The following is a 16,514-nucleotide window of genomic DNA, read 5'->3' as shown; positions in this document are numbered from 1 at the left end:
TTTAAGTTTTATAAAAAAAACCTTCCATTTTTAAAGAAGGTCTTATAAAAAAATTAATCGTATTGGATTGTAACTGTTGCCATTGCACGAACAGTACCAGCGGTGACATTGGTTGCTGTCTGATAATAGCGAGCCGATAATGGAATGTTATATTGAACGGTTTGGTTAGAGTTAACAGTACCAACTTGTAATTTATCGCCTTTACGAATCACTTGATTTTTATTTTGATACTTCCACATTAACTGTACACCCACACCATTTGCTTTAGTAGAGTTTGGTGCTGTGTTTGCCATGACTTGAGTATTAGTACCATCTTGTGGGAAATCAAAATCTAAGCTGATTAGATTTTTTTCTTCATATCCAGTTGGGTTTTCACCGCCATTACAGAGAATATTTAAGTCAAATGATTGAGTTCCTTGAGTTGAACCAATACCTGTAAATCCTGACTTTGTAACAGAGGGAAGCTGAACTACTTTATTGATATTCCCTTGTAGTTCACAAGATGAAGAGGCAATCGTAATTGCATTTGCAAGAACATGGCTTGTTAGAATAGGGCGGGATGAGTAATTAGTTAAATAATAACTACTGTATTGGCCTGGTACGAGTGCGCCAGATCCCGTTTGTTCTGCTGTTTTTACAATTTCAACTACAAAATAGCCTGAATCAAGTGAGTAATTAGTACCTCTCCAACCACCTGTAATATTTCTTGAATATGGGTAATATCCTGAAAAGTTTGCATTATTCTGTGCTTCACGATACAAACGGATGCCGATCCCAGGAATATTAGTTGTATAAATATTATTACCTAGTGAACTTACAGGGTAGCTCTGGATTAAGTCTGCTTTCACCATCCCAGAAGAGTTTGGACTACAGTTAATTGTTGAATTATTAGGATCAATTGCAAAGGTCGCTTTACGTAAAACCTTTCCAACTTCATCTGAAGGTCTAACGACCACACGGCCAACAGCCATACTAATGACTTTTGTTGTAAAACCTGATGTAGGGGCACAAGCTGCATTCGCTTCAGTATAGATACCAAGACCTGCGGTAAGCAAAACACTATTTAAGAGTAATTTTTTCATTTGCATACTGCCTCGGTCATGATCATACTTTGCTGATCGTTAGAAATTTGCGCTGTAACGTCATAATTAAAATTGCACTGTTCATTGGCATCATCGCCCCATTTTACGTACAAATCACCTTTTGGTTCTTGAGTACGTAAATAGACCATACTACCTTGAGCAACGATTCCAATTGCTTCGTCTTTATCGTTAAAGACTTGAGCAGCAAAAGGTAAGCTTTCACCAGTTGCAGTTTTGGTATTGATGTAAATGGCATAACCTTTCTTTGTTGAGAAATCAACTTTTGCAATTGCACCTGCAAAAGGAGCAATACGTTGGCTCGTTTCTTCCAATTCAACATTGGTTGACATTTCTTGTGGGTCAAGGGTGATGTCATTTAAGCGATAAGGTGTTACATAAGGGATAACGGCATAACCAGATTTATTAATACTCAAACCAGTCGTATTATTTACTTTTGCCCCAGCAGCATCAGGCGCATAAACCAGTACCATGGTTTGACCTTGTTCTGGACCAAATAGGATACCTTCAGAGTGCGCAACAATATTACCGCTAACACTAACCATTGCTTGCTGATAGGTATCCGCAACGCTATAAGAACCGCCCACTGTAGCAAAGTTAGTACGATAACGAGCATTGGCGTTAAAACTTGGGCTCTGTCTATCTTGGTGTGATACCGACGAACCGTAACTGAAACGATCACCAACCATGCCACTGAAACCTACGGTACGACTGTCTTCAGAAACGTTTGCATTGACATTAACTGAGCTCTTTCTGAAATTAATCGGGAAAGATAGAGTCATCAAATATTCAGTGTCACGTGTCTGACTACGCGAACCATATTCAACTTCACGATTGGTCGCTGAAAGACCATAAGTTAAGCCATGATAGTTATTACTATAACCGATCTGATATTGGCGACTCGTTTCATTTCGATTCCAATAGTCATTCCAAGAACCAACCATATACACGTTACCCCAACCATCAGGTAAACCTTGGTTCAAGGTAATTTGGAATTCGCTACGTTGTTTACCAACTGCAAAAGTATTAACACCTTTATTTTCAAGGTCTCTAATTAATAATGCATCGCGTAATTTATAATAGTTTTCAGTAGAATAACGATACGCCGCCAAGGTTAAATTGGTGTTGGTTGGAGAAATAAGTTTACTGTAGCTTAAACGAAAACTCTGACCAGATTGCGAGCCTTGTTTATCAAAATCTGCATTTGAATGTGTTGCATCAAGTGATACTGCTCCAATAGGGGTCGCAAAGGCTGCACCCAATAATATAGCGCTATAGTCTTCAGCCAACTGAAAACCAGTATATCCTGTCAAATAGTTATTAATACCGCGTTGGTATTTACCTTGAGTTGTCCAAGGAGTTAAATCAATATCTCGATCACGGAATTCACCAGCCGTTAATGAATAGCGGCTGAGTCCAGGACGTAGCATTTGTACAACTGAAGCATATGGAACAGCGAACTTTTGGATTTCTCCATTTGATTCAATAATAGAAACTTCAAGCTCACCACCAAAACCAGTAGGGTAGAGATCATTAATTTCAAAGCTACCCGGTGCTACAGTCGTTTGATAGATCAACTGACCTTGTTGGCGCACTTCAATTTTTGCATTGGTTTTTGCATTACCACGAATACGCGGTGCATAACCAAGCATACTATTTGGTAGCATGCGATCATCGCTTGAAAAATCTACACCACGATAACCAAATGAATCAAACAATTCACCGTTGGTAAAACTATCACCAAGCGTTAAAACACCACGATATTGTGGAAAAGCACGTTGTAAATAAGTGCTGGTTGATTCGTAATTAGATTTTTTCTTGGTTTTTGAATCGAGTTCACTTTGATTGCCATCTTGCCATTGCCACTGACCATTGTGACGAAGTTGCCAACCTGCAATATTTGCTCCAGCAGAGAGAGCCATGAACGCATTTGTGGTTTCTTTATTGTCATTTGCACGATTAAAAGTTTTATAGGCGCTACCACTATAAGATAAAAAGCCTGCATTAATGCCGCGATCCCAAATACTTGGATCAACATAGCCTTGTGCATTTTTCTGTAGTGCAATTTGTGGAATAGAAATGTCTACACGTAGGCGAGAAGTATCAAAATCATAATACGCATTTTCAATCCATTCTTCGATCTTGTAACAAGCATTTGGAGCGGCTGACTCGGTACGATTGACAAGTACTTCTTGTTTTACACCGTATTCAAGTAATGAACCTGAAGTAAAACAGGTAAATGCATTTTGATTTTGTTCAGTTGAACGGAAAACCATTCTTTTTTTGCCAAACCAGTTGCCATTGATATAAACATCAACGCTATATTCACCGGGCAAAACAGGATTACCGTATTTGAAACGGGAAACATCAACTTTTTGTGCATCACCTATGAGGAAGACAGAGTCAAACTCTGCTTCCATTGGCGCTTGTTCTGCTGTCTGTTCTACCGCATATACAGCCATAGGCATCGTAATTGTGATTACCCCAGATGTGAGGTAATAACAAACTCGACGCTTTAAGAATTTAGCTGTTGCATTTTTCTTTGACATAATACATTCGCCTATTCAACGATAGGTACACAATCATCTATTGAGTGGGAGTAAATTTACTTGTTATTGAAGTTTGATTGGGTGTTCGATACGACCACCGTAATCATTAATATTAATAAAACTAAGTTTTTCGATACTTGCAGTTTTCAATTGGACTTTCTCTTCAGAAAACGGCGCGAGCATTAGACCTTTAGGAAGTAGGTCGACAGTTTTTCCTGCATTATGCTGATATATCGATGTCATTGTGACATGAAACGGTGTTGGATTTTTAACCGTCAAAGTTTGTCCGCTTCTAGACCACTGTAGTTTTTCTCCTGCTAGATTTGCATCTTCTTTAATAGTTGCAGGACGATAGAAAAACTTAATACGTGAACGAATCGCTAGTTGGAGAAAGTTATCAGGGACTTCATCTTTTGCACCAGCTTTAGGACGAGGTGGAATATCCAGCACGTTTAACCAATAAACCGTTTCTTTTTTCTGATCGATTTGAGCTGCATTTGGCAGAGCAGTGATACGAAGAGATTGACTCTTGGTTGGATCAACCCGAGAAATCGGTGGTGTAATCATAAATGGAACTTTTGATTGGTCTGGTGTACTTTTAGCATCACCTTCATCAATCCATGCCTGAACAAGAGATGGTTTAGAACCATTGTTACTTACTTGCAAGGTAACTTCACGAGCATCAGATGGATAAATCACTCGAGTACCATGTAAGATAATTTCTGCATGTGTGCTATTTGCGACAACAATAGAAGACATCGCTAAACCAAGCAAAAAATTGTAACCGTTCAGTGCCATTTATATTTACTCTACAGTTGCATGTTTTTTTATTGAAAACTGCGAGTTTTTAAGTGCATAAAAACTCGCAGAGATTTATCAAAGATTATTGATAAATGATTGTGTACTGAACTGAAGTATTTACTTGACCAGCAGTAGAAGCGCCAGTTGCATAGTATTCAGCATAGTAGTTAAGGTCAGCAGTACCAGTTGCTGTAACATCAGCCCATTGAGAGTTCTCTTGAGCACCATTTGAACCAGCTGCACGTACAGGAATAAATAAGTTATTGCTACCTAATAATTGAACGTTAACATTTTTAGCACCAGCAGCGTTTTGGTTAAGTAAACGACCAGTATTAAAGTCAACTGTAGCACCTGGTTCGAAGTAAGTAGCAACTTTACCTTCAGAACAGTTTTTTAGGTTAATTTGAAATGGTGTACGACCAGCAACATCACCTGCATTAGCAAGAGTTTGTTTAGATACAGTTGGAAGAGTTACAATAATATCTTTGCCTGTTGGATTAGAAATGTCACAAGTTTTGTCAGTTACTAAACCATTAATCGTAATCGTACCATCAGCAGCTTGAGCATTTGCAATACCAACAACTGAAAGAGTAGCGATCAAAGCAAGTTTTTTCATAATAATTTCTCGAATACATCAGCTAAAAGTTTGAATTAAATTACTTTTCCAGATATTTTTTTGCGCTGAACAAGTAATGTGCGAAATATACCAGTTATTTGAAAAAAATGCAAACTCCATCACAATTTTAATATTTCTTAAAATATTCTTAAGCAGATTAAATTTAACTCATTGTTTATTGTTTATTTTTGCTTTTAAAGTTTTCTTGATTATGTGAATTTTACACAAATATTTGTTGATCTTAGGATTGTTTTTGTAAGTGATGATGCACCGTTTGTTTATTTTTTATACAAAATAGCTAACTTTTTTATTAATTTTTTATGACAGTTCACAAAATTGTGACTTTTTTTGCCTATTAGGTCTGACATTTTTTTCAAAATTAACATGGTTACAAAAACGCCAAACTTCTTTTAAGAATTTTTTAAGGTTAAATTCTTACTGTTTTAGTCATGATTAGATGAAAAATCATCCTAACTTAAGGAGCTTTCAATGAACATGCTTTATACCCATAAACCGAATTACTATTTTTTTGCACATAAATTTGTATTGTTCTTAGAAGACCATCTTAAAACGCATTCTTATGAACATGAAACAAGTTTTAATCTACAAACCATCTATGATTTATTTGGACATGACCGCGCTTCAAGTACGACTAATTTAGAAGGTATTTTAAATATTGCTGATGAATATGTACTTGAAACTGATGAAGGGCAGCAGTCATTAATTCGTTCTTATCATGTGCACTTAGATAATCACGTGCTTAATTTAGAATTTAATACTAAAGCGGTTGAAAGTTTAAAAGCGGGTCAAACAATTGTTAGTCCGCAAGCGGCTTAATTAAAACTCGGAAATTTCAGTTCCTCGTTTATACACTTAGTCATCAATCTCCTTTGACTAAGTGTTTTTTTATGCTGTTTAAACCTGTTCTATTGGTTATGATAAACATATCTTGATGTACAAAGAAGATCTATATGGCTAAAGATTTTAATTTAGAAACATACACTGTAGACGAATCTACTGCCGATACAATTTTATGGCTTATGCAGCATCAAGATATTTTTGATTCGTTTCATTTTGATGTGCATACCCAAGAATTATCAGTAACACATGCCGCTGGTGTCGATATCATTCGTGTAGGAATGTTTTTAAACGCAAAATATGGAATTTTAGTGACTTCTATTTAATTATGGACAGATCTAAAAAAGCCTTGTCAGACGACAAGGCTTTTTGATTTATGCACTCATGGCATCTATAGAGAGCTCTGAAACTGTAGGTTTCGGTTTTTCTGCGGTTAAACCTAATTTTTCAAATAAAATTTGATCTTTACCTTCGCCTGCATTTGGAGTGGTGAGGAGCTTATCACCAGAGAATAATGAATTTGCTCCAGCCATAAATGCGAGGGCTTGATCAGAATCACTGAGAGATTCACGTCCAGCAGATAAGCGAATATAGCTGTGTGGCATGATAATACGTGCTACAGCAATGGTACGAATCCACTCTGTCACATCAAGCTTTTCTACTTCTGCAAGTGGTGTTCCTTCAATCGGTACAAGCATATTAATTGGTACAGATTCAGGATGTACTGGCATCGTTGCAAGTTCATGCAATAAACCTATACGGTCATTACGGCTTTCACCTAAACCAACAATACCACCACTACATACTTTCATACCCGCTTGACGCACATGATCCAATGTATCAAGACGATCATCAAAAGTACGTGTACTGATAATATGCGAATAGTATTCGCGAGAGGTATCAAGATTGTGGTTGTAATAATCTAAACCAGCATCTTTTAATCGCTCTGCTTGAGATTGATTTAGCATACCAAGTGTCATACAGGTCTCTAAGCCTAATGCTTTAACCTCACGAACCATTTCAAGCACGTATGGCATATCACGCTCATGTGGGTTACGCCATGCTGCGCCCATACAAAAACGAGAAGAACCAGATTCTTTTGCAGAAAGAGCTTCACGAATTACCTTGTCAACAGCAATACGCTTTTCGGCTTCTAGTTTTGAGTCATAGCGTGCAGATTGGGAGCAATACTTGCAGTCTTCAGGACATTTACCCGTTTTAATTGAAAGAAGTGTACTGACCTGAATCGTATTTGCTTGGAAATGTTGACGATGAACACCTTGTGCTTGAAATACTAAGTCTAAAAAAGGTTGGTCGTACAAAGCTTGGATTTCGTCACGAGTCCAGTCATTACGTAGGGTCATTGTTATATCCATGATAATTGATTACAAAGATTGAGATTAATCATACAGAAATCGTGCCAAAGCCATAGGGCAAAAAACATCATTTTTCTATTTGGTGAACATTTGATTGCTGCATTTGTTGTTGAATTGCCCAATCAATATGAACATTTACAATCTCATCGTGCCAAGTTTTTGCTTCTTGCAATTTGGCTATGATTTCATCTGAGTATGGCGCATTTCCAAGCCCGATTGCAATATTACGTTTAAATGATTGATAGCCTGTGCGTCGTATTGGGCTACCTTCTGTATTGGCTAAAAATGTTGCCTCATCCCATTGCCAAATATCTAATAAAAGAATGTTGTCTAAACCGTGTCTAGGATCAAAGTCAGGAATTGTTGCCGTTTTAGCAAAACCATTCCAAGGACAAATTAACTGACAATCATCACAACCAAAAATTCGATTTCCTATGCCAGCACGTAATTCTTCTGGAATAATACCTTTATATTCAATGGTTAGATACGCAATACATTTTCTTGCATCTAACATATAAGGTTCAACGATCGCTTGAGTTGGGCATATATCAATACAAGCTGTACAAGAGCCACAATGTGCTGTTGCAGGCTGATCAAAAGGAAGATCAAGCGATGTAAATAATTCACCTAAAACAAAAAAGGATCCTGATTTTTTATGGATGAGTAATGTATGTTTTCCAGTCCACCCCATGCCAGCACTTTCAGCCAAAGATTTTTCAAAAATAGGTGCTGAATCAGCAAAAGGACGTGACTCAAAATCGCCCACTTTTTCTTTAATTCGAATGGCTAAGGTTTTGAGTCGTCCGCGCATCACTTTATGGTAATCACGGCCTCGCGCATAGCGTGCGATAATGGCTGAATTTGGTTCAAATGGTACATAACGGGGCTTGGGTGATGCCACAAGATAGTTCATTCGCACACAGATGATGCTTTTTGTACCTGGAACAAGTAAGGTTGGATCAGCTCGCTTTTCTAGATTTTCCTCTAAATAGTGCATATCTGCATGGTAACCACGTTCCAAATATTCTTTAAAACGTGGCATTTGATCTTGAGCATCTGGTTTAGCAATGACACAATCAGAAAAGCCCAAGTCCAAAGCTTGTGCTTTGATCCATGTTTTAAGCTGTTGGGGATCAAGCTGTTGAATCTCAATCTTTTGAGATGAAGGAGTGGAAGCCATAAACCAATAATAAGGAGAAAACCATGCAACGTTCAGTTTACCATAGTCCAGTTTATGACAGTCAAAGTATACAAGCATGGGAGCGTCGTTGGTTTGCTCAGCACAATTCATCTTTGGGATTAATGCAGCAAGCGGCTTGGACAATATCTCAGCGATTAAATGAACAGTTTCTATTAAAGAAAATTCAGAATATCGCAGTTTGGTGTGGGCAAGGTAATAATGCTGGTGATGGCTATTTTATTGCAGCATTTTTAAAGCAGCAGGGCTATAAAGTAACGGTTTTTGCAACTGAACTAGGTCAATCTTGTGATTTACAACAAGCATTTAAGTATGCACAAAGCCAACAAGTTGATATTCAAACTATTGATTATTTATTGACTGAACATGAAATCCAACAAGATTTACCAATATTTGACTGCTATATCGATGCTTTATTTGGCATAGGTTTAAACCGAAAGCTTGATCAAAAGTGGCAAAATATCATCCAACTTTTTAATAGACAAACAGGATTTAAAGTCTCGATTGATATTCCGAGTGGATTACATGCCAATACGGGACAAGCTTTACCGTGCGCTATTCAAGCAGATCAGACTTTTACTATATTAGGATACAAGACAGGATTGTTTACAGGTCAAGGTAAAGAATATGTTGGAATACTCGATCTAGTTAGCCTTATTCCTACTGATTCAGCATTAACACCGATTGCTTATTTATCACCACAAGAAATTGCTCTACCTAAACGCTTAGCTTTTGGTCATAAAGGAAATTATGGACATGTTCTCGTCGTGGGTGGGCATGCAGATATGGGGGGTGCAGTCATTATGTCTGCTGAAGCAGCTTTTCATGCTGGCGCTGGCAAAGTTACAGTGGTTTGCCATGCTAAACATCATCAAGCAATTTTATCGCGTTCACCTAATATTATGGTTCGAGATATTAATGTTCTAGATCAAGAGGCTATTCAAAATCTATTAACACAAGTCAATGCTGTTTGTTTTGGTATGGGATTAGGACGCGATGAATGGGCTGAATCAATATATTTAAAATGGTTTGAGTATCTGGATCAGAATTCACATTTAGAAATTGTACTCGATGCTGATGGACTTTGGTTTTTGGCTAAACATCCGCAACAATTAAACAATCATATTTATGCAACACCACATTCAGGTGAGGCTGCAACATTGTTGGGTTGTACAGCAGCAGATATTGAGCAGGATCGAATTGCAGCGATTTATAAGCTTAAAGAAAAATATTCAGCAAAATGGATTTTGAAAGGTGCTGGAAGTTTAACTTTGGATAATCATTTATGGATCTGTTCGCAAGGCAATGCTGGCATGGGAACCGGAGGCATGGGTGATGTGTTAGCAGGAATGATTGCCAGTTTAAAAGCTCAGTTACATCAACAAATTGCTTTACATCAAATTGTCAGCTTACATGCAAAAGCGGGTGATTTACTGGCTGAAAACGGCATGAGAGGTTTGCAAGCGCATGAAATGAGCAACGTGATTTATCAGGTAGTAAATAAGAATTAGATAGTTAAATATTTATGAGTTGGTTATTGATTTCTAATTTTGAAGGACGACGTATTTTTCAAGTATTTGAGGAGGTATTGTACGTTTTGATAACTAATCGATAACACGAACGATCTAGACAGGGTTGTCTGGTGTTTATAGAATGCGCGAAATTTAAGCCAATATTCAAAAAAAGATGTTCAATAATATATTTCAAGCTTTAGAGAGTTTAGGGCTTGGCGCACAAAAACGTGCCATTCATATCCAGTTTTCTAATCAAAAATTAAATACACAAATCTTTTTACAACGTATCGATGGCCAACATCACCTCAATGAAGGCTTTAAAGCAGAACTGATCTGTCTATCCACCAATGCCACGATTCCATTAAAACAATTCATTGGTAGTCAGGTTGCGATAGATACAGTGACCGATCAAGGTCAGTTGACTCGTGTCACAGGCATCATCACCCAAGCCCTACAAGGACAATCCGACGGCAGCTTAACTTTATATAAACTCACGCTCGAAGACCCCACCACACTATGGAAACAACGCCGTAACAGCCGCGTATTTATGAATAAAAGTGTGCCTGATGTAGTGGAAATCATCTTCAAAGAGTGGCAACAAAAAAGCTCATTGTTTGCATCAAGTCTCACTTTAGATTTAAGTGGTCTCAGCCAAGACTACGATGTCCGCCCATTCATCATGCAAGCCAATGAAAGCGACTATGACTTTCTGACCCGATTAATGCGCAGCGAAGGTATCAATTGGCTAATCGATGAAGCCGAGCGAATTGTTGCACTCAGCAGCGCTGCTATCCAAGCACAAAAACTTCGACTCATCGATGACAATAGCCAATACCAAGCACTCGAACGAAGACAGATTCGCTACCACCGCAGCAGTGCCACCGAACAATACGACAGCATGACCAGCTTAATCGGACAACGCACACTACAGCCGAGTTCAGTTCATGTACAACGCTGGCAAGCCGATGCCTTAGAACAAGAAGAAGGTGCAGGCAGTGTGCAGAGCACGCATCAACACAGTGAACAACATGACAATGCCAGCCTCGGTTTAGAACAGGCATGGCATTTCTCACCAGCTTGGATGCAAGACTTGAATGATGAAGATGGATCAACTCAATCAGGCAATGCTCAAATTGAAAAAATTAATCAGACTCTGAGCCAATACTACGACTTACAATCCAAACAATTTATAGCTCAGACTACCGTGCGAGATAGTCATGTCGGTTATTGGTTTGAACTGGCAGAACACCCTGAAATAGATCAACACGATGGTGCAGACAAAGAATTTCTGATCACAGGCAAAAACTTCTATAACCAAAACAACTTGCCCAAAGATTTAAGCCAACAGATTGATCAACTATTAGCGCAAAGCAATTGGCAGCCGACCCAAGCCAATAATGAAGAACGGCAAGCCAATCAACTGACACTACAACGTCGCAATATCAAAACCGTTCCTGAATTTAATCCGCTACAACATCGTCCAGCAGCTTCACCACAACGCGCCAAAGTGGTTGGGCCAAGCGGTGAGGAAATCCATGTGGATGAATGGGGTAGGATAAAAGTAAGATTTCTATTCACAAGAAATGAAGACCATAGTCATGATGGTGGTGCAGGTGCAAATAACAACGACACCGATTCAGCATGGGTGGATGTACTTACACCGTGGGCAGGAGAAGGCTATGGCGCACGATTCTTGCCACGTATAGATGAACTTGTGGTGATAGACTTCTTTGATGGCAATATCGATCGTCCATTTGTCACAGGACGGATTCATGAGGGATATCGTAGCCCAACCAAATTTGACAATGCAGGCAAATTACCTGATACCAAAAAACTAGCAGGAATCAAATCCAAAGAAGTTCAAGGCGAAGGCTTTAATCAATTGCGTTTTGATGACACGACGGGTCAAATCAGCGCGCAACTGCAAAGTAGTCATGCTGTTAGCCAACTCAATCTCGGCAAACTGAGTCACCCAAAAGACCAAGCAGAAAGTGAAGATAGAGGTGAGGGCTTTGAACTGCGTACCGATCAATGGGGTGCAGTACGTGCAGGGGAAGGTTTACTCATTTCTACGCAGAAACAGGATCAAGCCCAAGGCGACCATCTTGATGCCCAAGTTGCTAAACAGCAGCTAGAGGGTAACCAAAGCAACGCCAAGGCGCTGAGCGAAGTTGCCAAGAATCAGCAAACGGATGAGATTGAATCGATTGAGCAATTGAAAGCTTTTGCTGAAGAAATTGAAGCTGATATTGCTAAGTTTAATAAAGCAATGCTGTTGCTTAGCTCACCCGCTGGGATTGGCCTGAGTACTAATGAAGATATTCATTTATCTGCGGATGGACAAATTAATCAGTTTGCAGGTGACAGTATCAACTTAAGCACCCAAAAGAATCTGATCGCACATGCAAGTGCTAAGGTAAGCCTGTTTGCAGCACAGAATGGCATTAAGCAAGTTGCGGCAAAAGGTAAGTTTGAGATGTTGGCACAGGCTGATGGAATGGACCTATTAGCCAAGCAAGGCATCCAGATTATTTCGACAGAAGACCGAATTGAAATCACCAGTCCAAAAGAGATTGTGATTACTGCCGGCGGTTCTCAGATCAAGATTAATGGTTCAGGTATTTTGCTAACGACGGGTGGCAAGTTTGAGGTGAAGGCAGGGCAGCATTTGTTTGTGGGCGCCGCATCGGTGAGTGTACCTGCGATTGATTTACCCGACTGTTCTGCGAAACAGCACTCAGCAGCGACCAATGGTGCTGCATTGGTTGAGATATAAAATGTCAGATTTATTTAAATTAGATACACCGATTGAAGCAGTTGATGAAGATTTATTGCTATTTAGATTTGAGCACATTTATAAAGAGAACCGAGCCATAGATTTCATTATAGATCGGACTGTTGAGCCTGATTTTTTTAGTGAAATTATTGATGATTTTGATCCCCTCATTTCGGTAGAAAAAGTTTTTATCGCTAAGCCGATTACACGGGAAGCAAAACAGCCGCTTGCTCTGCTACGACTTAAAAATGATCTTAGATTCTATGAATATGCACCTAAGATTGTCGAAATATTGTTAGAACAACTGGCTTATACATCCACACGTCAGATTATTTGTGGTTGGGGATATAGTGAACATTCATTAGATGGTTTAAAAATCAAATTTCAAAAAAATTTAATTGCTAAGTCAGAAGGCTCTGCTCAAGCCTTTGTTCTACGTTGGTTTGATCCTCGGGTTCAGTATGTTTTTCAAAATATGGCGCCTGAGGTTCTTTATCATCATTATTTGGCGGATTATAAAATTTGGGATTATATCCACCCTAAGGGGATTTTCACCAAAGCACCTATAGCCTATATGATTAAATTTAATAATATTTTTCCAAAACAGGTCATTGATTTTTTAATGATGTGTGAAGACGTGAACAGCATTAATAAATATCTAGTGAATAAAAATATTCCGTCAAATCAAATCGAGCCTATGTTGACCTATGAACACCTGATTTTGATTAAAGGTAATTCAGCCAATGTTGAGTTTAATGTGATGAGTGAGCTTGTATATTGGTTCTATAAAGTCGGTTCAAATTTGACTGAGCATGCAGACATTAAAGCTTTATGGCATAGAGAAGATTATGAGCAAATACTTGAAAAGCTCAATACTGATTCAACTTTGCAAGTCAATCTTTTAGAAAGAGATCGTGTAAATGGATAATAAAAATTCAACTAAAAAACTTCCCCCTTATTTACAGAATGCACAAAACAATCAAGCAAATAAAACTGTCTCTTGGGGGCAGAATCTTAAAAAATACGATTTAGCCAAGATTGAACAAAAGAAAGCTGAATTACCTGCCAATCAATCTAAAGGCGCACCCAAAGCAATTGCAGTAAAACAGCTTTCTTCAGAAGGGGTAAATGAGCAAAAAAAGGATTGCCCATTTTGTCACGCAGAAGATGATAGTTTTTTTCTATTTCCCACACGCTATGCTATCGCTAAGAAAGCAGATACCCAAGCGGTTTCTCTACCTGCGCACTTGAATAGTTATGTAGGTGATAAAACCATTGCTTATTCGAAGTACACATTAAAATATTTAAATACAGGTTATTTATATGCCTTTGTTGAGTATGAGAATGGAGCAACCAGATGGTTAGGGTATCGTGTCAATGAAGAAGGATTTCTAGCAAAGCTCAAGAATATTTTTGACCCGAATTGTGCACCCACGCCTTATGGTTGTACCAATGAAAAACACTTTGCAAATAGCTCAATGATTTGTCTTGCGCCTTTTCAGAAGTCAAAGGCAAAAACAGCCTATCTTCTTTTTTCAAAGGGATTTCTTACACAAGCAAGATTAAAACTCTACCAAGCAAATCGTGTTAGTTATGCCAATGAAAAGAAATGGCAGAAGATTGATTTAAATGCTTGGCGAGGAGGGCAAAAATCAAACTTTTGTTATAACCAGCAAATTTTTGATCGCCATGTCCCTACACCTAATTTTGCGAAATTTGGTAAGGCCAATCAAACCAGAAAGCAAAAAATTTCAGGTAAATTTGCCCAGTTTCCAAAAGCCGTATGTGGCGTTGCTATTTATGATGCTTTGGGAATTGCAATTGATCTAAATGAAAGAAGAAATGATCAATTTATTGAATTAACAAAATTTATGAATACCTATAAAGATGGTATTAGTAATCAGCAGCGCTTTAATAGCATTCCTTTAATTGAATCGATTGAAGAAGGCTTAAAAAGAAAAGCCTTACAAAGTGCAAAAAATTGGGCAGAACACACTAAAAATGTTGATATGAAATCAATCGATGCCCAATTGAATCAACCTTATAGCGAACGGAATTTTCAGTTGCACAATAGAGTTATGGAGGAGATGAAAAGAAAAAATCCAGAACATTATAAAATTACTGAAAAAACGCGTAAGGATTATTTTGCACAATATGGTATGACTCCGCCAAGCTCTGCTAAACAGGCTTATGAACAGCAAAAGGAAATCGCTCAACAGAAGGCAAAAGCACTGGAAAAGGCAAAGATTGAAAGCAATACTGCTTTTGCAATGAATCAGTGGGAGAATAAATATAAGCCTTTAGTCAAATATGATGAGATGCAGACATTTAAATCGAATGTTGCTACAAAGACTAAAAGTGGAATGGACAACGCAAATGTGGTGGGTGCTGATCATTTGATTTGGCTGAAATCGTCTCAATTAGTACAAGAGTTACACGCCTTTGACCCAGAAGATAAAATAAGTGGCTTTGTCTTTTATGAATACATGATGCAGGCCGTTGCTGGTACAGGTGTAACAAAGGCAGGTGCGACTCAGATGGATGGTTGGATTACCAAGCGTAAAGTCGAGCCTGATAATGTGTTTATGCGAGCAGTTCTTTATAACCAGAAATCTGCTATTGATTATTATAATGAGGGTACACAAAGCTTCTTTGCATCTGTTGTAAATTATACCGATTGGACAACAGGCCAGAGTACCTATAAGCAGTTGATTGTTACTATTGCTGCTTTAGATGCGGCATGGGATGAATGGGCATCTAATAATTCCAACAAGCATTATATGCCCGATTTTGATAAGACTTTTGTGGGTCGTGTAGGGCGTTGGAGCGCAGAGTTTATTCGTGTAGCAGCACAAAAAGCCAGAAGTACCAGTCTCGACCGTTTAATTGCCACACAAATTTGCTGCTTTTTATATGCTCGTACGGGTGTATTTAGTAAAGGTGTAAATTTGCATTCACTGATGTTGTTTGCAACTCCGGGACTAGATCCGCAGCGGCGAGATCCGAAGGTCAGCAATGCAACTTTAGATTCAATTTTAAATGACAGCAAAAACAAAGGAACTGCACGGGTTGCTTCTTTTGTCATGGCACTCGAAGCAATTAATTTAATGTTCCAGCTCAGCAAACCAATGACAACTTTAGATCAGAAGCTGCAAATATGGGGAGGAGCATGTGGTTTAATCACTGCCAGTTTGGAATTGGTTGGCGTTGTTACTGCAACAACTAAAAGTGCTTCACATAATATGATTAAGTTTGCTGCCAATAGTTTTGCAATTGTTGGGAGTGCTGTTTTTGCATTTTATGATTTTAGACAAATGAAAGATAATTCTTCCGAAGATAGATTTTTAGCACTTATTTATGCATCACGAGCTTTGATGTATACCGGATTAGCATTAGGTTATACCAAAATTTCGCTGGATTTTCTACAAAAAATAGCGGATGTAGCCAAAAGACCTACGATGTTACGTTTTACTGGCAAATTAATTGGTTCTGGAGTTTACCGTTTACTTGCATTTCTAGGTAGCGTGCTTTGGTTAGCACGAATAAATCTAGTTATTTTAGGTTTAACGGCAATTGAGATTATTTATAAGGCTTATTTTTCTGATAACGCACTTGAGGATTGGTGTAAAAAATCAGCCTTTGGTATCAAAGCCGTGAATTTTGAGAATGAAGCAAAAGAGTTAGAAGTTTTTAACCAAGCATTCGTAGATGTTATTGGAGCGTGAG

Annotated in this window: 12 protein-coding genes; 6 read left to right on the top strand and 6 right to left on the bottom strand. The window is 38.3% G+C overall.

The genetic code is table 11. The features are described 5' to 3' along the window. Nucleotides 1-53 precede the first annotated feature (53 nt). The 4 genes from NGC85_RS09705 to NGC85_RS09690 all read right to left on the bottom strand — a co-directional run bounded on the left by NGC85_RS09705 (nt 54) and on the right by NGC85_RS09690 (nt 5,066). Nucleotides 54-1,082 carry a fimbrial protein gene (locus tag NGC85_RS09705; RefSeq protein WP_254730633.1) on the bottom strand — a complete coding sequence of 343 codons (1,029 nt, stop codon included), beginning with the start codon at nt 1,080-1,082 and terminating at the stop codon, nt 54-56. Then, the gene (locus tag NGC85_RS09700) at nt 1,079-3,652 is read right to left on the bottom strand and encodes a fimbria/pilus outer membrane usher protein (RefSeq protein WP_254805583.1); all 2,574 of its coding nucleotides are present in this window, start codon (nt 3,650-3,652) and stop codon (nt 1,079-1,081) included. The genes NGC85_RS09705 and NGC85_RS09700 overlap by 4 nt, the downstream gene beginning before the upstream one ends. A 60-nt stretch (nt 3,653-3,712) precedes the next feature. Continuing rightward, nucleotides 3,713-4,447: a molecular chaperone gene (locus tag NGC85_RS09695; RefSeq protein ID WP_254730630.1), complete on the bottom strand. Its 735-nt coding sequence runs from the start codon at nt 4,445-4,447 to the stop codon at nt 3,713-3,715. 85 nt (nt 4,448-4,532) lie between these two features. Next, the gene (locus tag NGC85_RS09690; RefSeq protein ID WP_254730627.1) at nt 4,533-5,066 is read right to left on the bottom strand and encodes a fimbrial protein; all 534 of its coding nucleotides are present in this window, start codon (nt 5,064-5,066) and stop codon (nt 4,533-4,535) included. Nucleotides 5,067-5,555: 489 nt separating this feature from the next. Here NGC85_RS09690 and NGC85_RS09685 point away from each other — a divergent pair, with 489 nt between their 5' ends. Continuing rightward, the gene (locus NGC85_RS09685) at nt 5,556-5,903 is read left to right on the top strand and encodes a hypothetical protein (RefSeq protein ID WP_005058566.1); all 348 of its coding nucleotides are present in this window, start codon (nt 5,556-5,558) and stop codon (nt 5,901-5,903) included. A gap of 134 nt (nt 5,904-6,037) precedes the next feature. After that, nucleotides 6,038-6,250 carry a hypothetical protein gene (locus NGC85_RS09680; protein ID WP_039909357.1) on the top strand — a complete coding sequence of 71 codons (213 nt, stop codon included), beginning with the start codon at nt 6,038-6,040 and terminating at the stop codon, nt 6,248-6,250. 48 nt (nt 6,251-6,298) lie between these two features. Here the strand turns inward: NGC85_RS09680 and bioB are convergent, their stop codons facing one another. After that, on the bottom strand, nt 6,299-7,288 hold the full coding sequence (gene bioB, locus NGC85_RS09675; RefSeq protein WP_005053487.1) for a biotin synthase BioB: 990 nt from the start codon (nt 7,286-7,288) through the stop codon (nt 6,299-6,301). 79 nt (nt 7,289-7,367) lie between these two features. Further along, the gene (gene queG / locus NGC85_RS09670; RefSeq protein WP_254730624.1) at nt 7,368-8,480 is read right to left on the bottom strand and encodes a tRNA epoxyqueuosine(34) reductase QueG; all 1,113 of its coding nucleotides are present in this window, start codon (nt 8,478-8,480) and stop codon (nt 7,368-7,370) included. 23 nt (nt 8,481-8,503) lie between these two features. Here queG and NGC85_RS09665 point away from each other — a divergent pair, with 23 nt between their 5' ends. The 4 genes from NGC85_RS09665 to NGC85_RS09650 all read left to right on the top strand — a co-directional run bounded on the left by NGC85_RS09665 (nt 8,504) and on the right by NGC85_RS09650 (nt 16,513). Then, entirely contained in the window at nt 8,504-10,009 is a 1,506-nt protein-coding gene (locus tag NGC85_RS09665; protein WP_254730621.1) for an NAD(P)H-hydrate dehydratase, read from the top strand. A gap of 175 nt (nt 10,010-10,184) precedes the next feature. After that, on the top strand, nt 10,185-12,788 hold the full coding sequence (locus NGC85_RS09660; RefSeq protein ID WP_254730618.1) for a type VI secretion system Vgr family protein: 2,604 nt from the start codon (nt 10,185-10,187) through the stop codon (nt 12,786-12,788). 1 nt (nt 12,789) lies between these two features. Beyond that, the gene (locus NGC85_RS09655; protein WP_254730615.1) at nt 12,790-13,716 is read left to right on the top strand and encodes a hypothetical protein; all 927 of its coding nucleotides are present in this window, start codon (nt 12,790-12,792) and stop codon (nt 13,714-13,716) included. After that, on the top strand, nt 13,709-16,513 hold the full coding sequence (locus NGC85_RS09650) for a T6SS effector BTH_I2691 family protein (RefSeq protein ID WP_254730614.1): 2,805 nt from the start codon (nt 13,709-13,711) through the stop codon (nt 16,511-16,513). The genes NGC85_RS09655 and NGC85_RS09650 overlap by 8 nt, the downstream gene beginning before the upstream one ends. Nucleotide 16,514: the final 1 nt, after the last annotated feature.

Origin of the sequence: Acinetobacter sp. Z1 (assembly GCF_024296945.1) — a bacterium.
GTDB classification, from domain to species: domain Bacteria; phylum Pseudomonadota; class Gammaproteobacteria; order Pseudomonadales; family Moraxellaceae; genus Acinetobacter; species Acinetobacter beijerinckii.
This window is presented reverse-complemented; position numbering and strand designations above follow the sequence as displayed.

What these genes read in the sequence shown, in the direction of transcription:
- NGC85_RS09705 (WP_254730633.1), bottom strand. Translation starts at nt 1,082, where the DNA reads ATGAAAAAATTACTCTTAAATAGTGTTTTGCTTACCGCAGGTCTTGGT.
- NGC85_RS09695 (WP_254730630.1), bottom strand. Translation starts at nt 4,447, where the DNA reads ATGGCACTGAACGGTTACAATTTTTTGCTTGGTTTAGCGATGTCTTCT.
- NGC85_RS09690 (WP_254730627.1), bottom strand. Translation starts at nt 5,066, where the DNA reads ATGAAAAAACTTGCTTTGATCGCTACTCTTTCAGTTGTTGGTATTGCA.
- NGC85_RS09685 (WP_005058566.1), top strand. Translation starts at nt 5,556, where the DNA reads ATGAACATGCTTTATACCCATAAACCGAATTACTATTTTTTTGCACAT.
- NGC85_RS09680 (WP_039909357.1), top strand. Translation starts at nt 6,038, where the DNA reads ATGGCTAAAGATTTTAATTTAGAAACATACACTGTAGACGAATCTACT.
- bioB (WP_005053487.1), bottom strand. Translation starts at nt 7,288, where the DNA reads ATGACCCTACGTAATGACTGGACTCGTGACGAAATCCAAGCTTTGTAC.
- queG (WP_254730624.1), bottom strand. Translation starts at nt 8,480, where the DNA reads ATGGCTTCCACTCCTTCATCTCAAAAGATTGAGATTCAACAGCTTGAT.
- NGC85_RS09665 (WP_254730621.1), top strand. Translation starts at nt 8,504, where the DNA reads ATGCAACGTTCAGTTTACCATAGTCCAGTTTATGACAGTCAAAGTATA.
- NGC85_RS09660 (WP_254730618.1), top strand. Translation starts at nt 10,185, where the DNA reads ATGTTCAATAATATATTTCAAGCTTTAGAGAGTTTAGGGCTTGGCGCA.
- NGC85_RS09655 (WP_254730615.1), top strand. Translation starts at nt 12,790, where the DNA reads ATGTCAGATTTATTTAAATTAGATACACCGATTGAAGCAGTTGATGAA.
- NGC85_RS09650 (WP_254730614.1), top strand. Translation starts at nt 13,709, where the DNA reads ATGGATAATAAAAATTCAACTAAAAAACTTCCCCCTTATTTACAGAAT.